The organism is Pseudomonas sp. TH06, from assembly GCF_016651305.1.
GTDB lineage: Bacteria > Pseudomonadota > Gammaproteobacteria > Pseudomonadales > Pseudomonadaceae > Aquipseudomonas.
Map to the genome: position 1 here is coordinate 439,645 of NZ_JAEKEC010000003.1, position 23,375 is coordinate 463,019.

Consider the following 23,375-nt stretch of genomic DNA (forward strand, 5'->3'; position numbering starts at 1 on the left):
TCAGGAAATCAGTTTTTCAAGTTCATCTGCTGATAAACGATTGAGAGCCTCCAAGGATTTAGCCAAAACATCATGAACGGGCTGCAAATCAGGCTGCAGGTCTTGTACGGCCGCGCTGAAAGCCGCCAGATCGGCACTGGCGAACAGGTTGGCCAACGGCACTTCGAAGCCCAACAACTCGCGCAAACGCAGGGCCACCTGAGTGGCCAGCAGCGAATGGCCGCCGAGCTCGAAGAAGTTGTCCGTCAGGCCGACTCGCTCCAGCTTCAACACGTCGGCCCAGACCCCGGCGATCTGCTGTTGCAGTTCGCTTTCAGGCGCCACGTAGGTGTTTTGCAGCAGGCTGGCATCCGGTTGCGGCAGGGCCTTGCGGTCGAGCTTGCCGTTGGCGGTCAGCGGCAGGCTGTCGAGCAACAACAGGTGCGCCGGCACCATGTAATCCGGCAGGTTGTGCTTGAGCGCCTGGCGCAGGTGCTCACGCCACGGGCCCTGTTGATCGAGTTCAACCGACTGATCGGCCACCAGATACGCGACCAGTTGCACGCCACCGGCGCCTGGCTGATCGAGGACCACGGCCTGACGGATTTGCGGCAGCGCCAACAATTGCGCCTCGATTTCCCCCAGCTCGATACGGAAACCACGGATCTTCACTTGATGGTCGATGCGTCCGGCGTACTCGATCCGGCCATCGGCGCGATAGCGCGCCAGGTCACCGGTGCGGTACAGCCGCGCGCCGTCGTCACCGAACGGGTTGGGCACGAAACGCAATGCGCTGAGGTCGGCACGCTTGAGATAACCGCGTGCCAGCCCGGCGCCGCTGACGTGCAATTCGCCGATGCAGCCCTTCGCCACCGGTTGCAGGTCGGCGTCGAGCACGTACCAGCCGAGGTCCGGGATCGGTTCGCCCAGCGGGCTGCCGGCATCCTGTTCGAGATCAGCCAGGGTCAACGGACGGTAAGTCACGTGAACCGTGGTTTCGGTAATGCCGTACATGTTGACCAGTTGTGGCGCAGTGTCGCCGAAGCGTTCGAACCATGGACGCAGGCTGCGCACTTCCAGCGCTTCACCGCCAAACACGACGTAACGCAGCGACAGTTGTGCATCCTGTGGTGCGTCGCAGGCGACTTGCATCAGTTGCTTGAAGGCCGACGGCGTCTGGTTGAGCACGGTGATGCGCTCACGGCTCAGCAGCGCATGGAACTCCTGCGGCGAGCGGCTGACGCTGTGCGGCACGATCACCAGACGCCCGCCATGCAACAGCGCGCCGAAGATTTCCCAGACCGAGAAGTCGAACGCGTACGAGTGGAACAGCGTCCAGCGGTCCTCGGCACCGAAACTGAACCAAGGGTCCGTGGCCTCGAACAGACGCAGCACGTTGTCGTGAGCCAGCAGCGTACCTTTCGGCTTGCCGGTGGAGCCCGAGGTGTAGATCACGTAAGCGAGGCTGGCGCTGTCGGCCCAGACCTGCGGATCGGTTGCCAATTGATCCTGCCAGCGGCTGTCATCACCCAGCAGCAGGGTTTCGACGCTGTCGGCCACCGCCAGATGATCGAGCACCCCCGGCTGCATCAGCAGCAAGGCAATGCCGCTGTCTTCGATCATGTATTGCAAGCGCTCGGCCGGGTACTGCGGATCCAGCGGCAGGTAAGCGCCGCCTGCCTTGAGGATGGCGACCAGGCCGACGATCATGTCGATCGAACGCTCGGCAGCCAGACCGACCAGCACATCGGCGCCGACGCCCCGTGCGATCAGGGCATGGGCCAGGCGGTTGGCACGGGCGTTGAGTTCGCCGTAGCTCAATTGTTCATCGCCCAGGCTCACGGCAATTGCCTGCGGTGCCCGACGCACTTGTGCTTCGATCAGCTGTGGCAGAGTGCGGGTTTGCGCAAAGGTGGCCGGCGCACGGTTCCAGTCCTGCAACACCGCCTGGTGCTGCGCGGCATCGAACACACTCAGGTCGGCCAACAGACGTTGCGTCGATGAGTCGGCCATTTGCTGCAACAGGTGCTGCAAGTGGCCGCTTATCTGCTCGATCTGCGCAGCGCTGAAATGTTGCCGGGCGTAGGCGAATTGCAACGACAGGCTGTCGCCCAGATCCACCAGCACCGTCAACGGCAGGTTGGTCTGTTCCTGGCTGCACGCCTGGCCGAAGCGCAAACCTTGCGGCGCACCGTTGTTCAGCGCCTCCGACACCGGGTAGTTCTCGAACACCAGCAGGCTGTCGAACAAGCCTTCGCCACGTTGCCCGGACCAGCGCTGGATGTCTGCCAGCGGCGTGTATTCGAATTCGCGCATGGCCAGGTTCAGCGCCTGCACTGTTTGCAGCCACTCACCGAGAGGTTGCTCGACACGCGGGGTGGCGATCACCGGTAAGGTGTTGATGAACAAACCGACCTGTTGCTCGACGCCTGGCAGCTCGGCCGGACGCCCGGCGACCGTAGCGCCGAACGCCACGGTCGGTTGCCCGGTGTAACGCTGCAACAGCAGCAACCAGGCGGCCTGCACCACGGTGTTGAGGGTGACCTTGTGCTGACGGGCGAAAGCGCCCAGACGTTGCGTCTGCTCACGGCCCAGCCAGCGGGTTTGCTGGTCGTAACCGCTTTGGCCAGCGGTCGCCAGCGTATCCAGGCAGCTGCGGGCCAAGTGAGTCGGTTCCTCCAGGTCGGCCAGACGCTCAGTCCAGAAGCGTTCGCTGGCCTGACCGTCCTGACGCTGCAGCCAGCCGATGTAATCAGCATAACGGCCCAGCGGCGCGGCCGGGGTTGCACCGGCGTAGCGCTGCATCACTTCGCCGAGCAACTGCGAGTTGCTCCAGCCGTCCATGAGGATGTGATGGCTGGTGTAGATCATTTCGTGGCGGTCATCATCGGTGCGCACCAGCACCAGACGCAGCAACGGTGCCTGCAACAGGTCGAAGCCCTGTTGCAGTTGCTCTTGCGCCAGCACGTCGAGCGCCGACGGCAGGTCAGCGCGGCCTCGCCAGTCCTGCAGGCTGAACGGCAACTCGGCCTGGCGCTGGACGATTTGCAGCGGCTGTTCCTGCTCGGAGATCCACACGAACCGCGTACGCAGAATCGCATGGCGGTCGACCGCGCCCTGCCAGGCCTGACGCAAACGCTCGGGATCCAGGCCTTCGACGCTGACGCGCATCTGGTTGATGTAATCGCCCGAACCTTGTTCGTACAGGCTGTGGAACAACATGCCCTGTTGCATCGGCGACAGCGGGTAGATGTCTTCGACATCGGCACCGGCACCCGGCAAGGCGTCGAGCTGTTGCTGGTTGAGCGACGCCAACGGGAAGTCCGACGGCGTGATGCCGGCGTTCTGCGCGGCGCAGCAATGCTCGACCAGCGCCGCCAGTTCGACCGCGTATTCATCGGCCAGACGTTGAATGGTCGTTTCATCGACCATTTCGCGGCTGAACGTCCAGCCCAGGCTCAACTCGCCACCGTAGACCTGACCGTTGAGTTCCAGCCAGTTGCCCAGCGGCGCCAACGGGCTCTGTTCGTCGCCGGCCTTTTCGCTGGCCGGGGCGAACAGTGCGCCGTCATCGAACTGGCTGTCGAACTGCCCGAGGTAGTTGAAGGTGATGCGCGGTGTCGGCAGCGCCGCCAGCTCACGGCGGGTCGCTTCGTCGCCGAAGTAACGCAACACGCCGAAGCCCAGGCCTTTGTCGGGAATCGCCCGCAGCTGTTCCTTGATCTGCTTGATCGAACCGTCAAGCGACGCGGCGGGAGTCAGGCGCACCGGGAACAGGCTGGTGAACCAGCCGACGCTGCGGCTCAGGTCGAGGTCGTCGAACAGGTCTTCGCGACCGTGGCCTTCCAGCTGAATCAAGGTCGAGGCGTGCCCCGTCCAGCGGCAGATGACTCGGGCCAGCGCGGTCATTAGCAGGTCGTTGACCTGAGTGCGATAAGCCGCCGGCGCCTGTTGCAGCAGTTGTCGGGTCAGCACTTGATCGAGGCGCGTCTGGACGGTGTGTGCGTAACGATTTTGCAGACTGGCCTGTGGATGGGTGCACGGCAGGTCGACGGGCGCATCAGCCAGTTGTGCGCGCCACAGCTCGAGTTCGCCAGCGCGTTGCGGCGCGTGTTGTTGCAAACGTTCGGCCCAGTGCTTGAAGGCACTGGTCCTGGCTGGGAGGCGCGGGGTCTTGCCGTCGATGCGCTGCTGGTAAGCGCTTTGCAAATCTTCCAGCAGAATCCGCCATGACACACCGTCCACCACCAAGTGGTGCACCGCCAGCAGCAAGCGTTGCGAACCATCGGCCAGGGTCACCAACAAGCCACGCAACAGCGGGCCGTGAGCCAGGTCGAAGCTGCGTTGTGCCTCAAGGCAAGCGTCCTGCAACTGTTGTTCATCGCTGACACTCGCCTGCATCAGCAGGGTGTGTTGCATCGTTGTTGCGTGATGATTTGCGGTCCAGCCGCTGGCCGTTTCGGTGAACGACAGGCGCAAGGCATCGTGATGCGCGACCAGTGCTTGCAAGGCTTGCTCAAGCGCAGTTGCCTCAATGCTGACGGCCGGTTTGAGCATCACCGACTGGTTCCAGTGATGCTGCTCGGCAATCTCAGCCGCAAAGAACCACTGCTGGAACGGCAGCAACGGCGTGGCGCCACTGACCGCGCCCTGATCGATCTGCGCCGCGCCATCGCCCAGCGTCGCGACGCCCGCCAGCGCCTGGACGGTCTGGTACTGGAACAAGTCTTTGGGGGTAAAGCGGATTCCGGCCTGACGGGCACGGGCTACCACTTGAATCGAAATGATCGAATCGCCACCCAGTTCAAAGAAGTTATCGGCCAAGCCGACTCGCGGCAGCTTCAGCACATCGGCCCACACCGCAGCGATACGCTGCTCCAGCTCATTGCGCGGAGCGATGTATTCGGCTTTGCCGGCGCCCAATTCAGGCTTCGGCAGCGCCTTGCGATCCAGCTTGCCGTTGGGACTCAACGGCATCTGCGGCAACGTCAGCCACTGGTTGGGCACCATGTATTCCGGCAGCCCGGCGTGCAGATGACGCATCAGGGTGTCGCGCCAGTCCGCGCTGTCTTCGTTCAGCACCACGTAACCGGTCAACAGTTTGCCGTCGATCACCAACACCGCGGCTTCTCGGACATTGGCGTGTTCGAGCAGACGCGCTTCGATTTCGCCGAGTTCGATACGCAGGCCGCGCAGCTTGACCTGATGGTCGATTCGGCCGGCATATTCGATCACGCCGTCGGCGCGGTAGCGTGCCAGGTCACCGGTGCGGTAGATCCGTTCGCCGGCGCCGAAAGGGCTGACCGCAAAACGTTCGGCGGTCAGCGCCGGACGCTGGTGGTAGCCGCGCGCCAGACCGACGCCCGCCAGGTACAACTCGCCGAGCACGCCGGTCGGCACCGGCTCAAGGTTATCGTCAAGGATGTAGCAGCCGAGGTTGGCAATCGGCTGACCGATCGGCACGCTGTCGCGGCCCTCCTCCACACACGTCCAGTGCGTCACGTCGATGGCCGCTTCGGTCGGGCCGTAAAGGTTGTACAGCCCGGCAGTTGGCAGCTTGGCGAAGACTTGCTGTTGCGCGTCTGCCGGCAGCGCTTCACCGCTGCAGACGATGCGTTGCAGGCTGGTGCACGTACCGACCTCGGCGTCTTGCAAGAAGGCTTGCAACATCGACGGCACAAAGTGCAGCGTGGTGATGTGTTCGCGATTGATCAGCGCCACCAGTTTTGCCGGATCGCGGTGATCGCCCGGGGCTGCGACGACCAGACGTGCGCCGGTCATCAGTGGCCAGAAGAACTCCCACACCGACACGTCAAAGCTGAACGGGGTCTTTTGCAGCACGCTGTCGCCCGCGCCGATCTCATAGGCCTGTTGCATCCAGCACAGACGGTTGGTCAGGGCGACATGACGGTTGCCAGCGCCTTTCGGTTTGCCGGTGGAGCCGGAGGTGTAAATCACGTAGGCAAGGTTTTCACCTGTGACCGCTACATCGGGATTGGCGCTCGCGAAGCCCTCCAGCGACGCCTCGATCAACAGGGTTTGTACCTGACCGCTCAATGGCAAGGCATCGAGCAGATGCGCCTGAGTCAGCAACAGCTGGACGCCGCTGTCTTCGATCATGTAGGCCAGGCGATCCTGCGGGTATTCAGGGTCCAGCGGCACATAGGCGCCCCCGGCCTTAAGCACGGCCAACAGCGCGACGACCATTTCGATCGAACGTTCGGCGGCGATGCCGACCAGGCTTTCAGGTCCGACACCCAGCGCCATCAGCTTGTGCGCCAACTGGTTGGCGCGGGCATTGAGTTGCGCGTAGCTCAGGCATTCATCGGCGTATTTCAGCGCCATGGCGTCCGGCGTGCGCAGCACCTGCGCTTCGATCAACTGCTGCACGCTCAGGTGCAACGGGTACTCGGTGGCAGTGGCGTTCCAGTCTTCGAGAATCTGCTGACGCTCCTGCGCGGCGAGCATCGGCAACGCGGCGATCGCCTGCTGCGGTGCAGCGACAATCGCCCGCAGCAATGCCTGCCAGTGTTCGAACAGGCGCGCGATGGTCGTCGCCTCGAACAGATCGCTGGCGTAAGTCAGACTGACCATCAGCCCGGCGGCGGTTTCGGTGGTGTCCAGGGTCAGGTCGAACTGGGCGGTGGCGCTGTCCCACGGCAGGCCTTCGATGCGCAAATCCGCCACAGCGGTGACCGGCGCGGCATCGCGCTGGTGGTTGAACAGCACCTGGAACAACGGGCTGTGGCTCAGGCTCCGCTCTGGCGCCAGCGCTTCGACCAATTGCTCGAACGGCAGATCCTGATGCGCCTGGGCGCCCATTGCGGCCTGACGCGTCTGCGCCAGCAGATCACGGAAACTCAGGTCCCCGGCAAACTGTGCACGCATCACCTGGGTGTTGACGAAGAAGCCGATCAGGCCTTCGGTTTCAGCGCGGTTGCGGTTGGCAATCGGCACACCGACGCGGATATCGTCCTGACCACTGTAGCGGTGCAACAGGGTCTGGAACGAGGCCAGCAAGAGCATGAACATCGTCACCCCCTCACGTCGGGCAACCTCCTGCAATTGCGCACTCAACGCGGATTCCAGCGGCGCATCCAGCCGCGCGCCACAATAGCTCTGCACCGCCGGACGCGAATGGTCCAGCGGCAGCTCCAGCACCGGTTGTTCGCCGCCGAGTTGAGCCCTCCAATAATCGAGTTGACGCTGACGCTCACCGGCGTCCATCCACTGTCGTTGCCACTGGGCAAAATCGGCGTATTGCAGCGTCAGCGCTGCCAGTTCGAGCGGTTGTCCGGCGCATTCTGCGGCGTACATCGCCATCAGTTCGCGCACCATCACTTGCATCGACCAGCCGTCAGAAACGATATGGTGCTGAGTGATCACCAGCACATGATCATCCGCCGCCATCCGTAGCAGAGCGACGCGCAGCAGTGGCCCGTTCAACAGATCGAACGGTTGGCGGATCTGCGCCTGCACCCAGTTCGCCGGCCCCTCTTCGGTGTTGAGGCGGTGTTGTTCAATCGTCAATTGTCCCTGCGCATGAACCACCTGCACGGTGCGTTCGTCGTCCTGACGGAACGTGGTGCGCAACGGTTCGTGACGGGCCACCAGTTGATTGAAGCTGTGCTGCAACGCAGCGATGTCCAGCGCACCGCGCAAGCGCAGCGCACTTGGCACGTGGTAAGCGGCGCTGTCCGGCTCCAGTTGCCAGAGGAACCACTGACGTTCCTGGGCATAAGACAACGCCAGTGCATCACCGCGCGGCAACGCCAGCATTGGCACAGTTTCGCTGTGTTGCAGGGTCGCGCAGGCGGCGGCAAAGGCTTGCAGCGTCGGCTGCTCGAACAGGGTGCGCATCGGCACATCGAGCTTGAGCGTCTGGCGGACCCGGGAAATCACCTGGGTGGCCAGCAACGAGTGACCGCCGCGTTCGAAAAAGTGATCGTTGAGCCCCACCGCGCCGGACTCCAGCACGGCTTCCCAGATCTGCGCCAGTTGCACCTGCAGCAAGGTCTGCGGCGCGGCATAAGCGCACAAATCCTGGTTCAGTTCGGCTTTCGGCAGCGCGGTGCGATCCAGTTTGCCGTTGTTGTTCAAGGGCAACGCGTCCAGCAACAGCAGGTGCGCCGGCACCATGTAATCGGGCAGCACTTGTTGCAGCGAAGCTTTGAGCGAGCCCAGCCACTGCGCCTGCGCGGTCGCAGGCTCGGTGCCTGCTTCGGGCACCACATAAGCCACCAGTTGTGCGCCCCCCGGGAAATCCTGAGCGATGACTGCGGCGGCGTGCACGCCTTCCTGTGCTTGCAGACAGGCTTCGATTTCCCCCATCTCAATGCGCAAGCCACGAATCTTCACCTGATGGTCGATCCGCCCGGCGTATTCCAGATCGCCGTTTTCGTTATAACGGGCCAGGTCGCCGCTGCGGTACAGCCGCGCCCCCGCCTCGGCAGCAAACGGGTCTGGCAGGAAGCGCTCGGCGGTGAGGGCCGGACGGTCGAAATACTGCTGCGCCAGACAGGCGCTCGCGCCAATGCACAACTCGCCGACACCGCCAGCCGGCAGCAATTGCCCGGCGCAGTCGAGCACGTACAACGCGCGGCCGGGGATGGCTCGGCCAATCGGAATGCCGAAACTATCGTTGGCATCGCTCAGGCGGCAATCGTGGACGCTGGACACCACCGTCGCCTCGGTCGGCCCGTAGGTGTTGAGCAAGCGCACGTGGTTCAGCCCAGCCTCGTGCCACAGGCGCAGGCCTTCGACCGACATCGCTTCACCACCGACGTGAACCTGACGCAACGGGCCCAGGCTGGCGATGTTGCCGCCAGCACATTCACGCGCCAGCAAGAACCAATAAGCTGCCGGCAAGTCCGCCAGGGTCACGCCATTGCCGACGATCTGCTCGGCCAACTGGATGACGTCCCAGAGTTCGTCACCGCGCATGATCAGCGCCGCACCGACACACAGCGGCGGGTAGCACTGTTCGACAAAACCATCGAAGCTGAACGTCGCAAATTGCAGCACGCGATCATCAGCGGTGAGCGCCGAATACTCGGCACCGGTCTGGCAGAACTCGCGCAGCGCCGCGTGAGCAATCGCCACGCCTTTTGGCTGGCCGGTGGAACCCGAGGTGTAAATCACGTACGCCAGGTCATCGACCGTGGCGTGATTCAGCGGATCGCTGTCCGGATAAGCGCCCAGCGTCTCGATGATTTCGCCCAGGTGCAAATGTTCAAGACCTGCCGGCAGCGGCACGTCTTGCAGCAGAGCGGATTCATCGAGCAGCAGATCGACACGGCTGTCTTCGATCATGTAGGCCAGACGCTGCGCCGGGTAGTTGGTATCAAGCGGTACGTAAGCGGCGCCTGTCTTCAGCACGGCCAGCAAACTGACGATCATTTGCGGGCCACGACGCAGCGCCAGACCGATGCGTTTGCCCGGTGCTGCACCGCTGGCCAGCAGACGGTGAGCGAGGCGATTCGCCTGACGGTTGAGTTCGTCATAGCTCAGACGCTGTCCACCGCACTGTACGGCCAGCGCCTGCGGTGTGGCTTTGGCCTGCGCGGCAATGCGCTCGTGCACCAGGCCGGTGTGCTGCAATTGCAGCGCCGGCGGCTGGCAATGGGCGAGCATGGTGTGCGTGGCAGCGGCATCGAGCAACGTCAGGTTACCGAGGCAAGCGGTGACGTTGGTGATCAATTGCTCAAGCAAGTGGCGCAGGTTGGCGCAGAGCATGTGCACTTGGGCGGCGCTGAATCGCGCAGCGTCGTAGCTCATCTCCAGGCTCAGCGTGGCGCCCAGTTCGATGCCCAGCGTCAGCGGATAGTGAGTGCGTTCATGGTTATGCAGGTTGCCGAAGGTCAACCCGGCCGGCGCGCCCTGTTTCAGCGCCTCGGCGACCGGGAAGTTTTCGAACACCAGCAGACTGTCGAACAGCGCCGAGCCCTGATGCCCTGCCCAGCCTTGAATGTCGTACAACGGCACATGCTCGAATTCACGCAGGGCCAGGTTCTGCGCCTGCAGATCACTCAACCACTGCCCGACGCGCTGATCCGGGCGCGGGTTGCACACCAGCGGCAAGGTGTTGATGAACAACCCCAGTTGCTGCTCGATGCCCGGCAGCGGCGCCGAACGACCGGCCACTGTCGCGCCGAACGCTACGCAGTCCTGCCCGGTGTAGCGTTGCAGCAACAGGCTCCAGGCCGCTTGCAGCAACGTGTTGAGGGTGACTTTCTGCTGACGGGCGAACTCGCCCAGACGCCGCGTTGCGGCTGCGTCGATCACCTCGCGATGCTCGTCTGTGCCGTGGCCAGCCACGGGCGCACGCACGGCATCGGCAAGCAGTGTCGGCGCCTGCAACGGCGCCAGCGCAGCGCTCCAGAACGCTTTGCCAGCGTCTGCCGATTGCTGCTGCAACCAGCCCATGTAATCGCGGTAATGCCCCACCGGCGCCGGCAATGAGCGCGCGTCGGCGTAGTGCGAAATCACCTCGCCGAGCAGCTGCGCGTTACTCCAGCCGTCCATGAGGATGTGATGGCTGGTGTAGATCAAATGCCAGCTATCGGCGGCGGTGCGCACCAGCTTCAAGCGCAACAACGGCGCGCAGTCGAGTCCGAAACCTTGCGCCCGCTCCATCTCGGCCAGCGCATCGGTGTCCGTGTTTTCCAGCACCTGCAGCGGCAGTTGCACTTGGCGGCTGATCACTTGATGGGCGCTGTCCAGGCCTTGCCAGTGGAAGCTGCTGCGCAACACATCATGACGCGCCAGCGCCGCTTGCCAGGCGTCGGCAAAACGCTGTGGATCGAGGCCCTGAATGTCCAGACGCATCTGGCTGATGTACGCCTCGACCTGCGGTTCATAAAGGGTATGGAACAACATGCCCTGCTGCATCGGCGACAGCGGATAAACATCTTCGATGACGGCGGCGGCGACCGGCAACGCATCCAGTTGCGCCTGGCTGATGCGCGCCAACGGGAAGTCCGACGGCGTCACTTGCGCGGTGTCGAGGGCGCAGCAGTGCTCGATCAGGGCAGTCAGTTCTGCGGCGTAGCGATCGACCAGATACTGCACGGTGGCGCTATCGAACATCTGCGAGCTGAAACCCCAACTCAGGCTCAATTCGCCGCCATAGACCTGGCCTTCGACCGTCAACCAGTTATCCAGCGGCGCCTGTTGATCCTGGGCGACACCGCCAAACTCGGTGGACGGCACCAGCAGCGCCTGCTCATCGAACTGACGGTCGAACTGCCCCAGATAGTTGAAGGTAATGCGCGGCGCAGGCAATGCAGCCAGTTCTTCGCGCACCGACGGCGCGGCCAGGTAACGCAGTACGCCGTAACCCAGCCCTTTGTCCGGAACCGCGCGCAGTTGTTCTTTGATCGCCTTGATCGAACCGTCGAGGTCCTCGGTCGCCACCAGATTGACGGCGAACAGGCTGGTGAACCAGCCGATGCTGCGCGTCAGGTCAATGTCGTCGAACAGGTCTTCCCGGCCATGGCCTTCCAGCTGGATCAGGGTGCCCGGCTGACCGCTCCAGCCACTGATAGTGCGCGCCAATGCTGTCAGCAGCAGATCGTTGACCTGCGTGCGATAGGCCGCCGGTGCCTGTTGCAGCAATTGGCGAGTGCGCTCGGCGTCCAGACGCCATTCGATCTTTTTACCGAAACGGTTTTGCAGACTGCCTTCAGGGCGTTCGCACGGCAGATCCTGCGCGGTGTTGTGCTGGGCTTTCCAGTAAGCCAGTTGATCGTCGAAGCGCGAAGCCTCGGTGCTCAGGCGCGCCGTCCAGCTCTGGAACGCACTGGTCCTGGCCGGCAATTGCACACCACCGCCCGCCGCGAGTTGTTCGTAGGCTTGCTGAAAATCTTCCAGCAACACGCGCCACGACACACCGTCCACTACCAGGTGATGGAGGATCAGCGACAGGCGCTGACTGCCATCGGCCATGGTCACCAACACCGCGCGCAACAGCGGCCCGTTGGCCAGATCAAGACTGCGCTGGGCTTCGTCGCAATGGGCGCTCAGTTGCGCGGTCGTCTCGGCCGTGCGCAGCCACACGTCAGCGCGTTCGACCTGTGCCGCGTACGCTTGCTGCCAGCCGTCGACGCCCTCGACAAAACGCAGACGCAAGGCATCGTGGTGATTGATTACATGGGTCAATGCCGTGTCGAGCCACTGAGCATTCAGCGCCTCGCGCGGGGTCAGCAACAGGGACTGGTTCCAGTGCTCACGCTGCGGCATCGCCCGGCTGAAGAACTGCTGCTGGATCGGCCCCAGCAACGCTTCGCCCATCGCCGATGCCTGATCCACCGAGCTGAGGCTGTCGAGGATTGCGACCAACGCCAGACTGCGCACAGTCTGATACTGGAACAGGTCGCGCGGGCTGATACGGATCCCGGCCTGCCGCGCGCGGCTGACCACTTGAATCGAAATGATCGAATCACCGCCCAGCTCGAAGAAGTTGTCTTCCAGACCCACACGCTGCAGACCGAGCACGTCTTCCCAGATCGCGGCCAGGGCCTTTTGCATGGCATCCTGCGGCGCAACGAAGGCTTGTTGCGGCGCGGCATCCGGTTCCGGCAAGGCTTTGCGATCCAGCTTGCCGTTGGCGGTGACCGGCAACCTGTCCAGCGTCAGCAGGTAGGTCGGCACCATGAATTCCGGCAGACTGCCGAGCAGCAAGGCCTTGACGTCCTGTTGCCATTGTTCGTCTGCCTGAGCGGTTTCCAGCACCAGATAGCCGACCAGATGTTTGCCGCCCTGCACCAGCACCACGGCTTCACGCACCAGCGGATGCTGCATCAGGCGGGTTTCGATTTCGCCCAACTCGATACGCAAGCCGCGCAACTTCACCTGATGATCGAGACGCCCGAGGTATTCGATGACGCCGTCGGCACGTTGGCGCACCCGGTCACCGGTGCGGTACAGGCGCGCGCCGTCGTGGAACGGGCACGGCACAAAACGCTCGGCAGTCAGCGCCGGGCGCTGGTGATAACTGCGCGCCAGCCCTGCCCCGCCCAGATACAACTCACCGGCGACGCCGCTCGGCACCGGCAACAGTTCGGCGTCGAGCACATGCGTGCGCAGGTTGGCGATCGGCCGACCGATCGGCACGCTGTCGGCGCCTTCGTCGACACAGGTCCAGTGGGTGACGTCGATGGCCGCTTCGGTCGGGCCGTACAAATTGTAGAGCCCGGCGCTCGGCAGCTTGGCGAACACTTGCAGTTGCGCATCCAGCGGCAGCGCTTCGCCGCTGCAGACAATGCGCTTGAGGCCGACACAGGCCTCGACGCCCGGCTCATGAATAAACGCCTGCAACATCGACGGGACAAAGTGCAGCGTGCTGATGCCGTAGCGGTTGATGGTCTCGATCAACAGCGATGGATCGCGGTGCGCACCCGGTGCGGCCACGACCAGACGCGCGCCGGTCAGCAGCGGCCAGAAAAATTCCCAGACCGACACGTCAAAGCTGAACGGGGTTTTCTGCAACACCGAATCACTGGCATCCAGCCCGTAAGCCTCCTGCATCCAGCACAAACGGTTAGCCAGCGCCGCATGACTGTTGCCAGCGCCTTTCGGTTTACCGGTGGAGCCGGAGGTGTAAATCACGTACGCGAGGTTCAGCGGGTCGACGACCCCATCGACACGGCCTTCGCTGTAGCGATCCAGCCAGTCAGCTTCCTGATCGAGGGTAATGACGTTCACCCCTGCCGTCGGCAGCGACGCCAGCAACGCACTCTGGGTCAGCAGCAAAGTGATGCCGCTGTCCTCGACCATGTAGGCGAGACGCTCTTGCGGGTATTCCGGATCCAGCGGCACATAGGCGCCGCCGGCCTTGAGAATCGCCAGCAGGCCGATCACCATTTCCAGCGAGCGCTCGACGCAAATCCCCACCAGACTGTCGGCCCGCACGCCTTGTTCACGCAACAGATGAGCCAGTTGGTTGGCCCGGGCATCCAGTTGTGCATAACTCAGGGTTTGCTCGGCGAACACCAGCGCCGGGGCATCCGGGGTGCGCGCCACTTGGGCTTCTATCAATTGATGAATCGGCTGCCCGCTCGGATAAACCGCTGCTGTAGCGTTCCAGGCATGCACCAGCGTGTGCTGCTCGTCCGCGTCCAGCAACGGCAGTTCGCCAATGCGTTGCGCAGGATCGGCGACCATTGCCTTGAGCAGGCGCAACCAGTGCCGCGCCATCCGTTCGATGGTCGGCGCGTCGAACAGATCGCTGGCGTAAGTCAGTGCAGCGTGTAGCTTGCCGCCTTTCTCGTAGGTGTCGAGTGTCAGGTCAAACTGAGTGGTGCGGCTTTGCCATTCGAGGCTGTCGAGCACCAGGCCCGAGGCCGTACTGAGGGCGGCGATATCGGCCACCTGCGGCTGGTGGTTGTACATCACCTGGAACAGCGGCGTGTGACTGAGGCTGCGTTCCAGTTTCAGCGCTTCGACCAGTTGCTCGAACGGCAGATCCTGATGTGCCTGAGCGCCGAGCGCCGTCTCTTTGATCGCTTGCAGCAACGCGTCGACGCGGGTCTGGCCATCCAGCCTGGTACGCAGCACCTGGGTGTTGACGAAGAAACCGATCAGACCTTCGATCTCGGCGCGATTGCGGTTGGCAATCGGCACGCCGACACGGATGTCGGTCTGCCCGGTGTAACGGTGCAGCAGCGCATTGAACGCGCCGAGCAACAACATGAACAACGTGACTTGATGCTGTTGCGCGGTGGCGCGCAGTTGCTCGGTCAATTGGCCGTCGACGGCAAACTCATAGCGCGTGCCGCGATAGCTCGGCATGGCTGGGCGCGAATGGTCCAGCGGCAATTCCAGCACCGGGTGCTCATCACCCAACTGCGCCTGCCAGTATTCCAGTTGCCGCGCTTGCTCGCCGGCTTCCAGCCAACGGCGTTGCCACAGCGCGTAATCACTGTACTGGACCGGCAGCGCTGCCAGCGCCGGAGGCTGGCCGGCGTCAAAGGCGTCATAGCAACGGATGAATTCGTCGATCAGCACGTTCATCGACCAGCCATCGGAAACGATGTGGTGCAGGGTCAGCAGCAATACGTGCTCCTGCCCGGCGAGCTTGAGCAGGGTGACCCGCAGCAACGGCCCGACAGCCAGATCGAACGGCAACACCGATTGCTGCTCGGCGGCACGAACGACAGCCTCCTCGCGTTCGGTGGCCGGCAGCGCGCTGAAATCTTCGTGACGGATGTCCAAGGTCGCCGTGGCCGGCACTTGCAGCAGACTGTCATCCGCCTGCCGCTGGAACACCGTGCGCAGGGTTTCATGGCGGGCGACCAGTGCGGCAAACGCCTGCTCCAGTGCCGACAGATTCAGCCGCCCGCTCAGGCGCACCGCACCCGGCAAGTTGTAGGCACCGCTGTGCGGGTCCAGTTGCCAGAGAAACCACATCCGTTGCTGCGCGTAAGACAACGCCTGGCGGTCTTCGGCCTCGATCCCGGCCGGAATCGGAAACCGGGCGAAATCCACGCCCTCCTTTTGCAGGGCCGCGAGGAACATCTGGCGCTTTTCCAGGGGCAACCCGATAAACCGGCGAGCAAGTTTCAAGGAGTCTTCAGCATTCATTTCTCAGCATCCGGATCAGTAGGCAGGAAGCACAAAGGCACGTCGTCCCTATAAAACGAATGCACACCGGAAAAATTAGCGAATGAGAGGAAGTATCAGGAGCGAGGCAGGCGGGGATTTTCAGACGGGCAGGAAACGCTGTGGGAGCGTGCTTGCTCCCACTTTAAATGTGCTGATGTTCAGGCAGTGGCGGGCATTGAGTGCCGGCGGTGATGAACGTCGAGTTGATCCTTGATGACTTTCAGCACTTTGGCTTCGTGTTCATGAATAAAGAAATGACCGCCGGCGAGCATGTCCACGGAGAAACTGCCGAGGGTTTCCTTGCTCCAGCCGATCAATTGCTCGGTGGTCGCTCGGTCGGCGGTACCGCCGAGCACATGCACCGGGCATTTGAGCAATGGTCGCTGGATGGGCTGAAAACGTCCGCACAACAGGAAGTCGGCACGCAGCACCGGCAGGGTCAGGCTCATCAATTCGGCGTTGGCGAGAATTTCTTCGCTGGTGCCATTCAAGGTGCGCAACTGCCCGATCAGTTCGGCATCGCTTTTCGGTTCAGCGAAACCGCGATCATATTCACTGCGCAGCGTCGGCGCTGCCGTGCCGGAGGCGAACAGCGCCACCGGCTCCGGCAACCCCAGGGCGCGCAAGGCATGGGCCAGCTCGCAGGCCAGCAGCGCGCCAAGGCTGTGGCCGAAAATTGCATAAGGCGCGCGCAGGGTCGTTTGCAGTTCGCTGGCCAACTGACGGGCCAGCGCCCGCATATCGGTTTGCAGCGCTTCGCCAAACCGTGCGCCGCGACCCGGCAGTTCTACCGGTTGCAGCGTCAGCCACTGCGGCAGTTTGCGCCGCCAGCGGCTGTAAACCATGGCACTGGCGCCCGAATAAGGAAGGCACAGCAATGTCAGCTGAGTCACCCGGCTTACCTCGAAAAGTTGTCTGTATAAAAGAACGAAGGCGGCCCTGCAGAAATTAACCCGCGCGCGTCTATCCAGTCATTTCAAATGACGGAAACTCTGCACAGCCGCACCCAGCACCACCGCCCCGGCCGCAATCGCCAGCCAGAAACCGCTGCGTGCGCCATACGCATCCACCAACGCGCCGGATCCCGCCGCACCGATCGCCACGCCAATGCTCAGACCTGTTATCAACCAGGTCAGGCCTTCGGTGAGCTTGGCCGACGGCACGATACGCTCGACCAGCGCCATCGCCACAATCAACGTCGGCGAGAAAAACAGCCCCGCGACAAATACCGCCACCGAGAGGCCGAAAATATTGCTCGCCCACAACAGCGGCAGCGTCGTCACTGCGGTTGCAATACCGCCGTACATGAACAGTCGCGGCAACGGCAGTTTCGAGCGCATCGCCCCAAATGCGATCCCGGCCAGACACGACCCGATGGCGTACACCGACAACACAATGCTTGCCGCCGCCGGTTGCCCCTGTTGCTGTGCGAAAGCGACGCTGACCACATCCACCACGCCAACGATGACGCCCATGGCGAGCATCAGCGCCAGCAACCACTGAATGTCAGTCGAGCGAATGATCGAACCCTGTTGATGCGACTCGTGCGGATGCACCGGCGGTTCGGTGCTGCGCTGGACGACAAATGCACTGACACCGATCGCCAGCATCAACAACGCCGCCAGCGGCCCGGCTTCGGGGAACACCGCCACGCACAACCCCACCGACAACGGCGGGCCGACGATGAAACAAACTTCATCAAGCACCGACTCCAGCGCATATGCCGTTTGCAATTGCGGTTGGCCACGATAGATTTCGGTCCAGCGCGCCCGCACCATCGCCGACATGCTTGGCATGCAACCGGCCAGTGCGGCGAAGATGAACAGCGTCCAGGTCGGCGCCTGCAATCGCGTGCACAGCAGCAACATCAGCAGTGCCCCGCCGCCGATCAATGCTGAAATGGGCAGCACTTTTCCCTGACCAAAGCGATCGACCAGCCGTGACACCTGCGGTGCGCAAAACGCCGTGGCCAGGGCAAACGTCGCCGCCACCGCACCGGCCAGTGCATACCCACCCTTCAACTGCGAGAGCATGGTGATCACGCCGATACCGGTCATCGAAATCGGCATGCGCGCGATCATCCCGGCCAGTACAAAATTGCGGGCGCCGGGGGCGGTGAACAAATCGCGATAGGGGTTTGCCATGGACTGCGGCCTCATCAAGGGCCGCCAAGTTGCCATAAAGGCCGATGAACCGGGAAGCCGGGAATTGTTGGTGGAATGTGAAGGCTCATTCGCGAGCAGGCTCGCTCCCACACGGGATTTGCGACCTACAGGGATCTTTGTGGGAGCGAGCCTGCTCACGAGGGGGCCGGCAAAATCAATGCAACACCGGCATCGAGTGAACTCTCACGCCTGGCAATCGGTCAGCTAGTTAAGCCCTCAACCCAGGCGCCTCAGCCATGCACATTTCCCTCGCCCGCCAGGTTGCACTGGTCACCGGCGCCAGTTCCGGCATCGGCCACGCGGTCGCCAAAGCGCTGGCTGCGGCTGGCGCTGCCGTGGTCATCAACTACAACCGCCAAGCCGAACCTGCCGAAGCACTGGCCCGCCAGATCATTGCCGACGGCGGTCAGGCACTGGCCATCGGTGCCGATGTGTCGAAGGAAGACGAAGTGGAGCGGCTGTTCGCCGAGACTCTCGACGCCTTCGGCTCACTGGACATTCTGATCGCCAATTCCGGCCTGCAAAAAGACGCGGCGGCTGTGGATATGTCGCTGGATGACTGGAATACGGTGATCGGCGTCAACCTCACCGGCCAATTCCTCTGCGCTCGCGCCGCCCTACGAATTTTCAACCGCCAAGGCATTCGCGAAGGTGTGTCCCGCGCCGCCGGCAAAATCATCCACATGAGCTCGGTGCACCAGCGCATCCCGTGGGCCGGACACGTCAATTACGCAGCGTCCAAGGGCGGTGTCGATCAGTTGATGCAAACCCTCGCCCAGGAAGTCAGCCACCAGCGCATTCGCATCAACGGTATCGCGCCGGGGGCGATTCGCACGCCGATCAATGCCGCCGCCACCGAAGGCGCTGCGGGTGAAAAACTGCTTGATCTGATTCCTTACGGGCGCATCGGCGATGCTGAAGACGTCGCCAACGCTGTGGTCTTTCTCGCCTCGGATGCCGCCGATTACATCGTCGGCACCACCCTGTTCATCGACGGCGGCATGAGTCTTTATCCGGAGTTTCGCGGCAATGGCTGAGCATCATCAAGAACGACAGAGCCCGATTGACGCCCACGGCATCATCGGCGACATGCGCAGTGCCGCATTGGTCAACGACAAGGGCAGTGTGGATTTTTTCTGCTGGCCGGAATTCGACAGCCCGTCGATTTTCTGTTCGCTGCTCGACACCCCCGACGCAGGGATTTTCCAGTTGGCGCCGGACCTGCCCGATGCCCGGCGCGAGCAGATTTACCTGCCGGACACCAATGTGCTGCAAACCCGCTGGCTGAGCGAGTTCGCCGTGGTGGAAATCACCGACATGCTGCCGGTGAGTGACAGCGAAGATGACTTGCCACTGCTGATGCGCCGTGTGCGCGTGGTCAGCGGCGAGGCGACTTTCCATATGCGCTGCGCCGTACGCCACGACTATGCCCGTGCCGACACTAGCGCAGCGCTGGATAACAACGACGTATTGTTCAGCGCCAGCGGGCAACCGACGCTGCGCCTGGCCTCGGACCAGACCTTACAGGTTGACGCCGCAGCAGCGATTGCCCGGTTCACCCTAAAGCAGGATCAGACGGCAGCCTTCATGCTAGGTGCCACGGACGACCCACGGTTTGCCGAGGGTGCCGGCGAGTTCTGCATGGAGCGCACGCTGAAGTTCTGGCGCGACTGGATCGGCCAGTCGATTTATCGCGGACGCTGGCGGGAAATGGTCAACCGCTCCGCCCTCGCACTCAAGCTGCTGACCTCACGCAAACACGGCGCAATCCTCGCCGCCGCGACCTTCGGCCTGCCGGAAACTCCAGGCGGCGAACGCAACTGGGATTACCGCTACACCTGGATCCGCGACGCCTCCTTCACCGTTTACGCCTTCATGCGTCTGGGCTTCGTCGGCGAAGCCAATGCCTACATGAACTGGCTGCGCGGACGGGTCAGCGATTGCCATGGCCAGCCGATGAAACTCAACATCTTGTATGCCATCGACGGCCGCCAGGAATTGCCGGAAACCGAACTCGCCCATCTGTCCGGGCATGGCGGCGCCAAACCGGTGCGCATCGGCAATGGCGCGTTTAACCAGATTCAACTGGATATCTTCGGCGAGTTGATGGACGCGGTGTATCTGGTCAATAAGTACGGCGACGCGATTTCCCACGAAGGCTGGAAACACGTGCGCGAAGTCGTCGATCAAGTCTGTGAGACATGGCAGACCACCGACGTAGGCATTTGGGAAATGCGCGGTGAGCAACATCACTTCCTTCATTCACGGCTGATGTGCTGGGTGGCACTGGACCGGGCCATTCGTTTGGCCTCGAAACGCTCGTTACCGGCACCCTTCGCCCAATGGGATCAAACCCGCCAGGCGATCTACGCCGACATCTGGGACAACTTCTGGAATGAAGAACGCGGGCATTTCGTGCAGTACAAGGGCGGTACAGCCCTCGACGGTTCGATGCTGCTGATGCCGCTGGTGCGTTTCGTCAGCGCCAAGGATCCGCGCTGGCTCTCGACCCTTGAGGCCATCGAGAAACATCTGGTACGCGATGGCATGGTTTACCGCTATCGCAACGATGACGCCAACATCGACGGTTTGACCGGCACCGAAGGCGCGTTCGCCGCGTGTTCGTTCTGGTACGTTGAATGCCTGGCCCGCGCCGGTCAGGTGGAAAAGGCTCATCTGGAGTTTGAACAGTTGCTGCGCTACGCCAATCCGCTGGGGCTGTATGCCGAAGAGTTCGACAGCCATGGCCGGCATCTGGGCAATACCCCGCAAGCGTTGACGCATCTGGCGTTGATCAGTGCGGCGAGCTTTCTCGATCGACGCTTGAGTGGGGAAAAGAGTGAGTGGCAGCCGTAAAGCTCGCCACTGTCTGTAGGACATATTCCACAAATCTGCGCTTCACCAGGCCAGGTCCTACTCACCAATCAGCGGAGTGCCCCCCCTGTGGTGAGGGGATTTATCCCCGATGGGCTGCGAAGCAGTCCCCAACCCTGCGCCCCCATTCCTCCAGAAATACCGTATTCACTGACTTTGCGACTGCTGCGCAGCCGGTCGGGGATAAATCCCCTCACCACAGTTGCGCGGCTCAGTTCCTACACTCGCTAAACACCACCACCCAATCCCTCCCCTGCAACTTGTACTTACACCCGGAAATACCTTGTTGCCAGCTGTTACATCCCCCCCTACCATCCACCGCAACGGGCACAGCGGAGCTGTCCAATAAAACCCGAATTCAAGGAACCAGAATGACCCAGCACGTCCAGCGCAGTATCGACACGCCCCTTCGCAGCGGCCTGACCCGCACCCAGCTCTGGGAAGCCGCCGACAAAGGCCTGATCAAATGCTGGGAAATCGGCCGCCAGCGCGCCGCACGCTTCCCCGACCTCGCCTCGAAATGCCTCGCTGGAGAATTACCGGTGCTCGGCTGGAAGGGCGGCGTCAGTCGCAGCCTGAAGAAAAACGAAAAATACGGCTCGCTGAAATATCTGGCGCAGTGGCAGGGGTTGCGCGGCGAGGATCTGGATATCGATTTGAGCGAAGAACGCTCGCTGACCTGTTCGCGCACCAAGATGCTGGTGACGTTTACCCCGGATCGGACGAAGTATTTCAATCAGGTGGCAGAAGCCGAGGTCTGATCCATACGAGGCATAAGGCTTTTATGGCGAGGGAGCTTGCTCCCGCTGGGTTGCGCAGCGACCCCCAATTGGGCTCAAAAGCATGGGCCTGCTGCGCAGTCCAGCGGGAGCAAGCTCCCTCGCCACAGGGTCAGGGTCGTCCCGTCAATCTGTTACAGCGCTGAGCGAAAAGCGCTCGCGATAGGCCTGCGGCGTCACGCCAATCGCCCGCAGGAAACTGCGGCGCAGCGTCTCTTCACTGCCAAACCCGCAATTGGCGGCGATGCGTTTGACCGGCAGCCCGGTATCACTGAGCAACCGTCGCGCCGTTTCGACACGGATCAACTCGATTGCCCGCGCCGGGGTCTGGCCGGTGTCGGCGCGGTAGTGGCGGACGAAGCTGCGTTCGCTCATACCCGCCTGCTCGGCCAGGGTCGGGATGCCGAGGTCGCAGGTGAGGTTTTCGGCGATCCACGCGTGCAGGTCGTCAAAACGATTGCCGTGGTTTTGCAGCGATAGCGTCACGCTGAATTGCGACTGTCCGCCCGGGCGTTTGAGGAACACCACCAGATGCCGGGCGACGTCCAGTGCGATGTCGCGACCGAGGTCCTCTTCCACCATCGCCAGCGCCAGATCGATGCCGGCGGTGACTCCCGCCGAGGTCCAGACCGGGCCGTCGTTGATGAAAATCGGATTGGCTTCGACTTGAAGTTTGGGGTGCTGCTGCGCCAGTTGTTCGCAGCGGGTCCAGTGGGTAACCACTCGGCGCCCATCGAGCCAGCCGCTGGCGGCGAGCAGAAATGCCCCGGTGCACACCGAGGCGACGCGCCGGCATTTCGCTGCGTGTTCGCGCACCCAATCCACCAGCGGCACATCTTCCGCCGCCGGATAAATGCCCCAGCCACCGGCAATGATCAGCGTATCGCTGGGCGCGTCGGGCAACGGTTCGGCCAACACCGCCAACCCTGCCGACGACATCACCGCCCCGCCGCCGCTGGCAATCACACTTGGTGCATAAGGCATCGGCAAGCCGCGCTGGCGGGCGAGGTCGTTGGCCGAAGCGAACACCTGCAACGGCCCGGTGACGTCGAGGATCTGCATATTGGCGAACGCGAGTACGTGGATGGCTTTGGGCATTTGGCGTAATTCGTGGGGTGATTGGCGTATGCGCCAGAACCTACGCGCCTACAGTGAAGCCGTCCACCCCTTTTCATGGAGCAAGAACGATGACGCTGCAGATCGGTTTTCTGTTGTTTCCACAGGTTCAGCAACTCGACCTGACCGGCCCTTACGACGTACTGGCGTCGCTGCCGGGCGTGCAGGTGCATTTGATCTGGAAGGATCTGATGCCGGTCACGGCCAGCACCGGCCTGCTGCTGAAACCGACCACCACGTTTGAGGATTGCCCGGATCTGGACGTGATCTGTGTGCCGGGCGGTGGCGGCGTCGGGGCGTTGATGGAGGATGAGGTGACGCTGAATTTCATCAAGCGCCAGGCTGCGCAAGCGCGTTACGTGACGTCGGTGTGCACCGGGTCGCTGGTGCTCGGCGCGGCGGGTCTGCTGCGAGGCAAACGGGCGACCACGCATTGGGCGTATCACGATCTGCTGCCGACGCTGGGCGCGATCCCGGTGAAGGATCGGGTGGTTCGCGACGGCAATCTGTTTACCGGCGGCGGGATTACCGCAGGGATCGATTTTGCGCTGGTGCTGGCGGCTGAGCTGTTCGATGCCGACACGGCGCAACTGGTGCAGTTGCAACTTGAGTACGCGCCAGCGCCGCCGTTCAATTCGGGCAGCCCGGATACCGCGCCAGGTGCAATTGTCGATGAAGCACGTTTACGTGCAGCACCATCGTTGAAGCTGCGCACGGAAATCACCGAGCGCGCCGCGGCAAAACTCAACCTGCGCTAGATCCCTCGCCTTACACATCCCCCTGTAGGAGTGAGCCTGCTCGCGATAGCGGTGTGTCATTCAACGCAAATGTTGGCTGATACATCGCTATCGCGAGCAGG

8 protein-coding genes are annotated in these 23,375 nt (G+C 62.6%); 4 read left to right on the forward strand and 4 right to left on the reverse strand.

Annotation, left to right across the window (positions count from 1 at the left end; all coding sequences use genetic code 11):
* The 3 genes from JFT86_RS26810 to JFT86_RS26820 form a co-directional block, all read right to left on the reverse strand.
* A complete protein-coding gene (locus JFT86_RS26810) occupies positions 1–15,561 on the reverse strand; it encodes a non-ribosomal peptide synthetase (protein ID WP_201239110.1) in 15,561 nt (5,186 codons plus the stop codon).
* 179 nt (positions 15,562–15,740) lie between these two features.
* Positions 15,741–16,475, reverse strand: coding sequence for an alpha/beta fold hydrolase (locus JFT86_RS26815; RefSeq protein ID WP_201239111.1), 735 nt, complete (start codon positions 16,473–16,475; stop codon positions 15,741–15,743).
* Positions 16,476–16,553: 78 nt separating this feature from the next.
* A complete protein-coding gene (locus JFT86_RS26820) occupies positions 16,554–17,726 on the reverse strand; it encodes an MFS transporter (protein WP_201239112.1) in 1,173 nt (390 codons plus the stop codon).
* 257 nt (positions 17,727–17,983) lie between these two features.
* Here JFT86_RS26820 and JFT86_RS26825 point away from each other — a divergent pair, with 257 nt between their 5' ends.
* The 3 genes from JFT86_RS26825 (at position 17,984) to JFT86_RS26835 (ending at position 21,382) form a co-directional block, all read left to right on the forward strand.
* On the forward strand, positions 17,984–18,784 hold the full coding sequence (locus JFT86_RS26825; protein ID WP_201239113.1) for a glucose 1-dehydrogenase: 801 nt from the start codon (positions 17,984–17,986) through the stop codon (positions 18,782–18,784).
* Entirely contained in the window at positions 18,777–20,603 is a 1,827-nt protein-coding gene (locus tag JFT86_RS26830) for a glycoside hydrolase family 15 protein (protein ID WP_201239114.1), read from the forward strand. Before JFT86_RS26825 ends, JFT86_RS26830 begins: the two co-directional genes overlap by 8 nt.
* 389 nt (positions 20,604–20,992) lie before the next feature.
* Positions 20,993–21,382, forward strand: a complete 390-nt coding sequence (locus JFT86_RS26835) for a hypothetical protein (RefSeq protein ID WP_201239115.1) — start codon at positions 20,993–20,995, stop codon at positions 21,380–21,382.
* A 144-nt stretch (positions 21,383–21,526) separates the two neighbouring features.
* Here JFT86_RS26835 and JFT86_RS26840 read toward each other — a convergent pair whose 3' ends face one another.
* Entirely contained in the window at positions 21,527–22,498 is a 972-nt protein-coding gene (locus JFT86_RS26840) for a GlxA family transcriptional regulator (protein WP_201239116.1), read from the reverse strand.
* Positions 22,499–22,587: 89 nt separating this feature from the next.
* Between JFT86_RS26840 and inhA the strand changes: the two genes are divergently transcribed.
* The gene (gene inhA / locus JFT86_RS26845; protein WP_201239117.1) at positions 22,588–23,274 is read left to right on the forward strand and encodes an isonitrile hydratase; all 687 of its coding nucleotides are present in this window, start codon (positions 22,588–22,590) and stop codon (positions 23,272–23,274) included.
* Positions 23,275–23,375 lie beyond the last annotated feature (101 nt).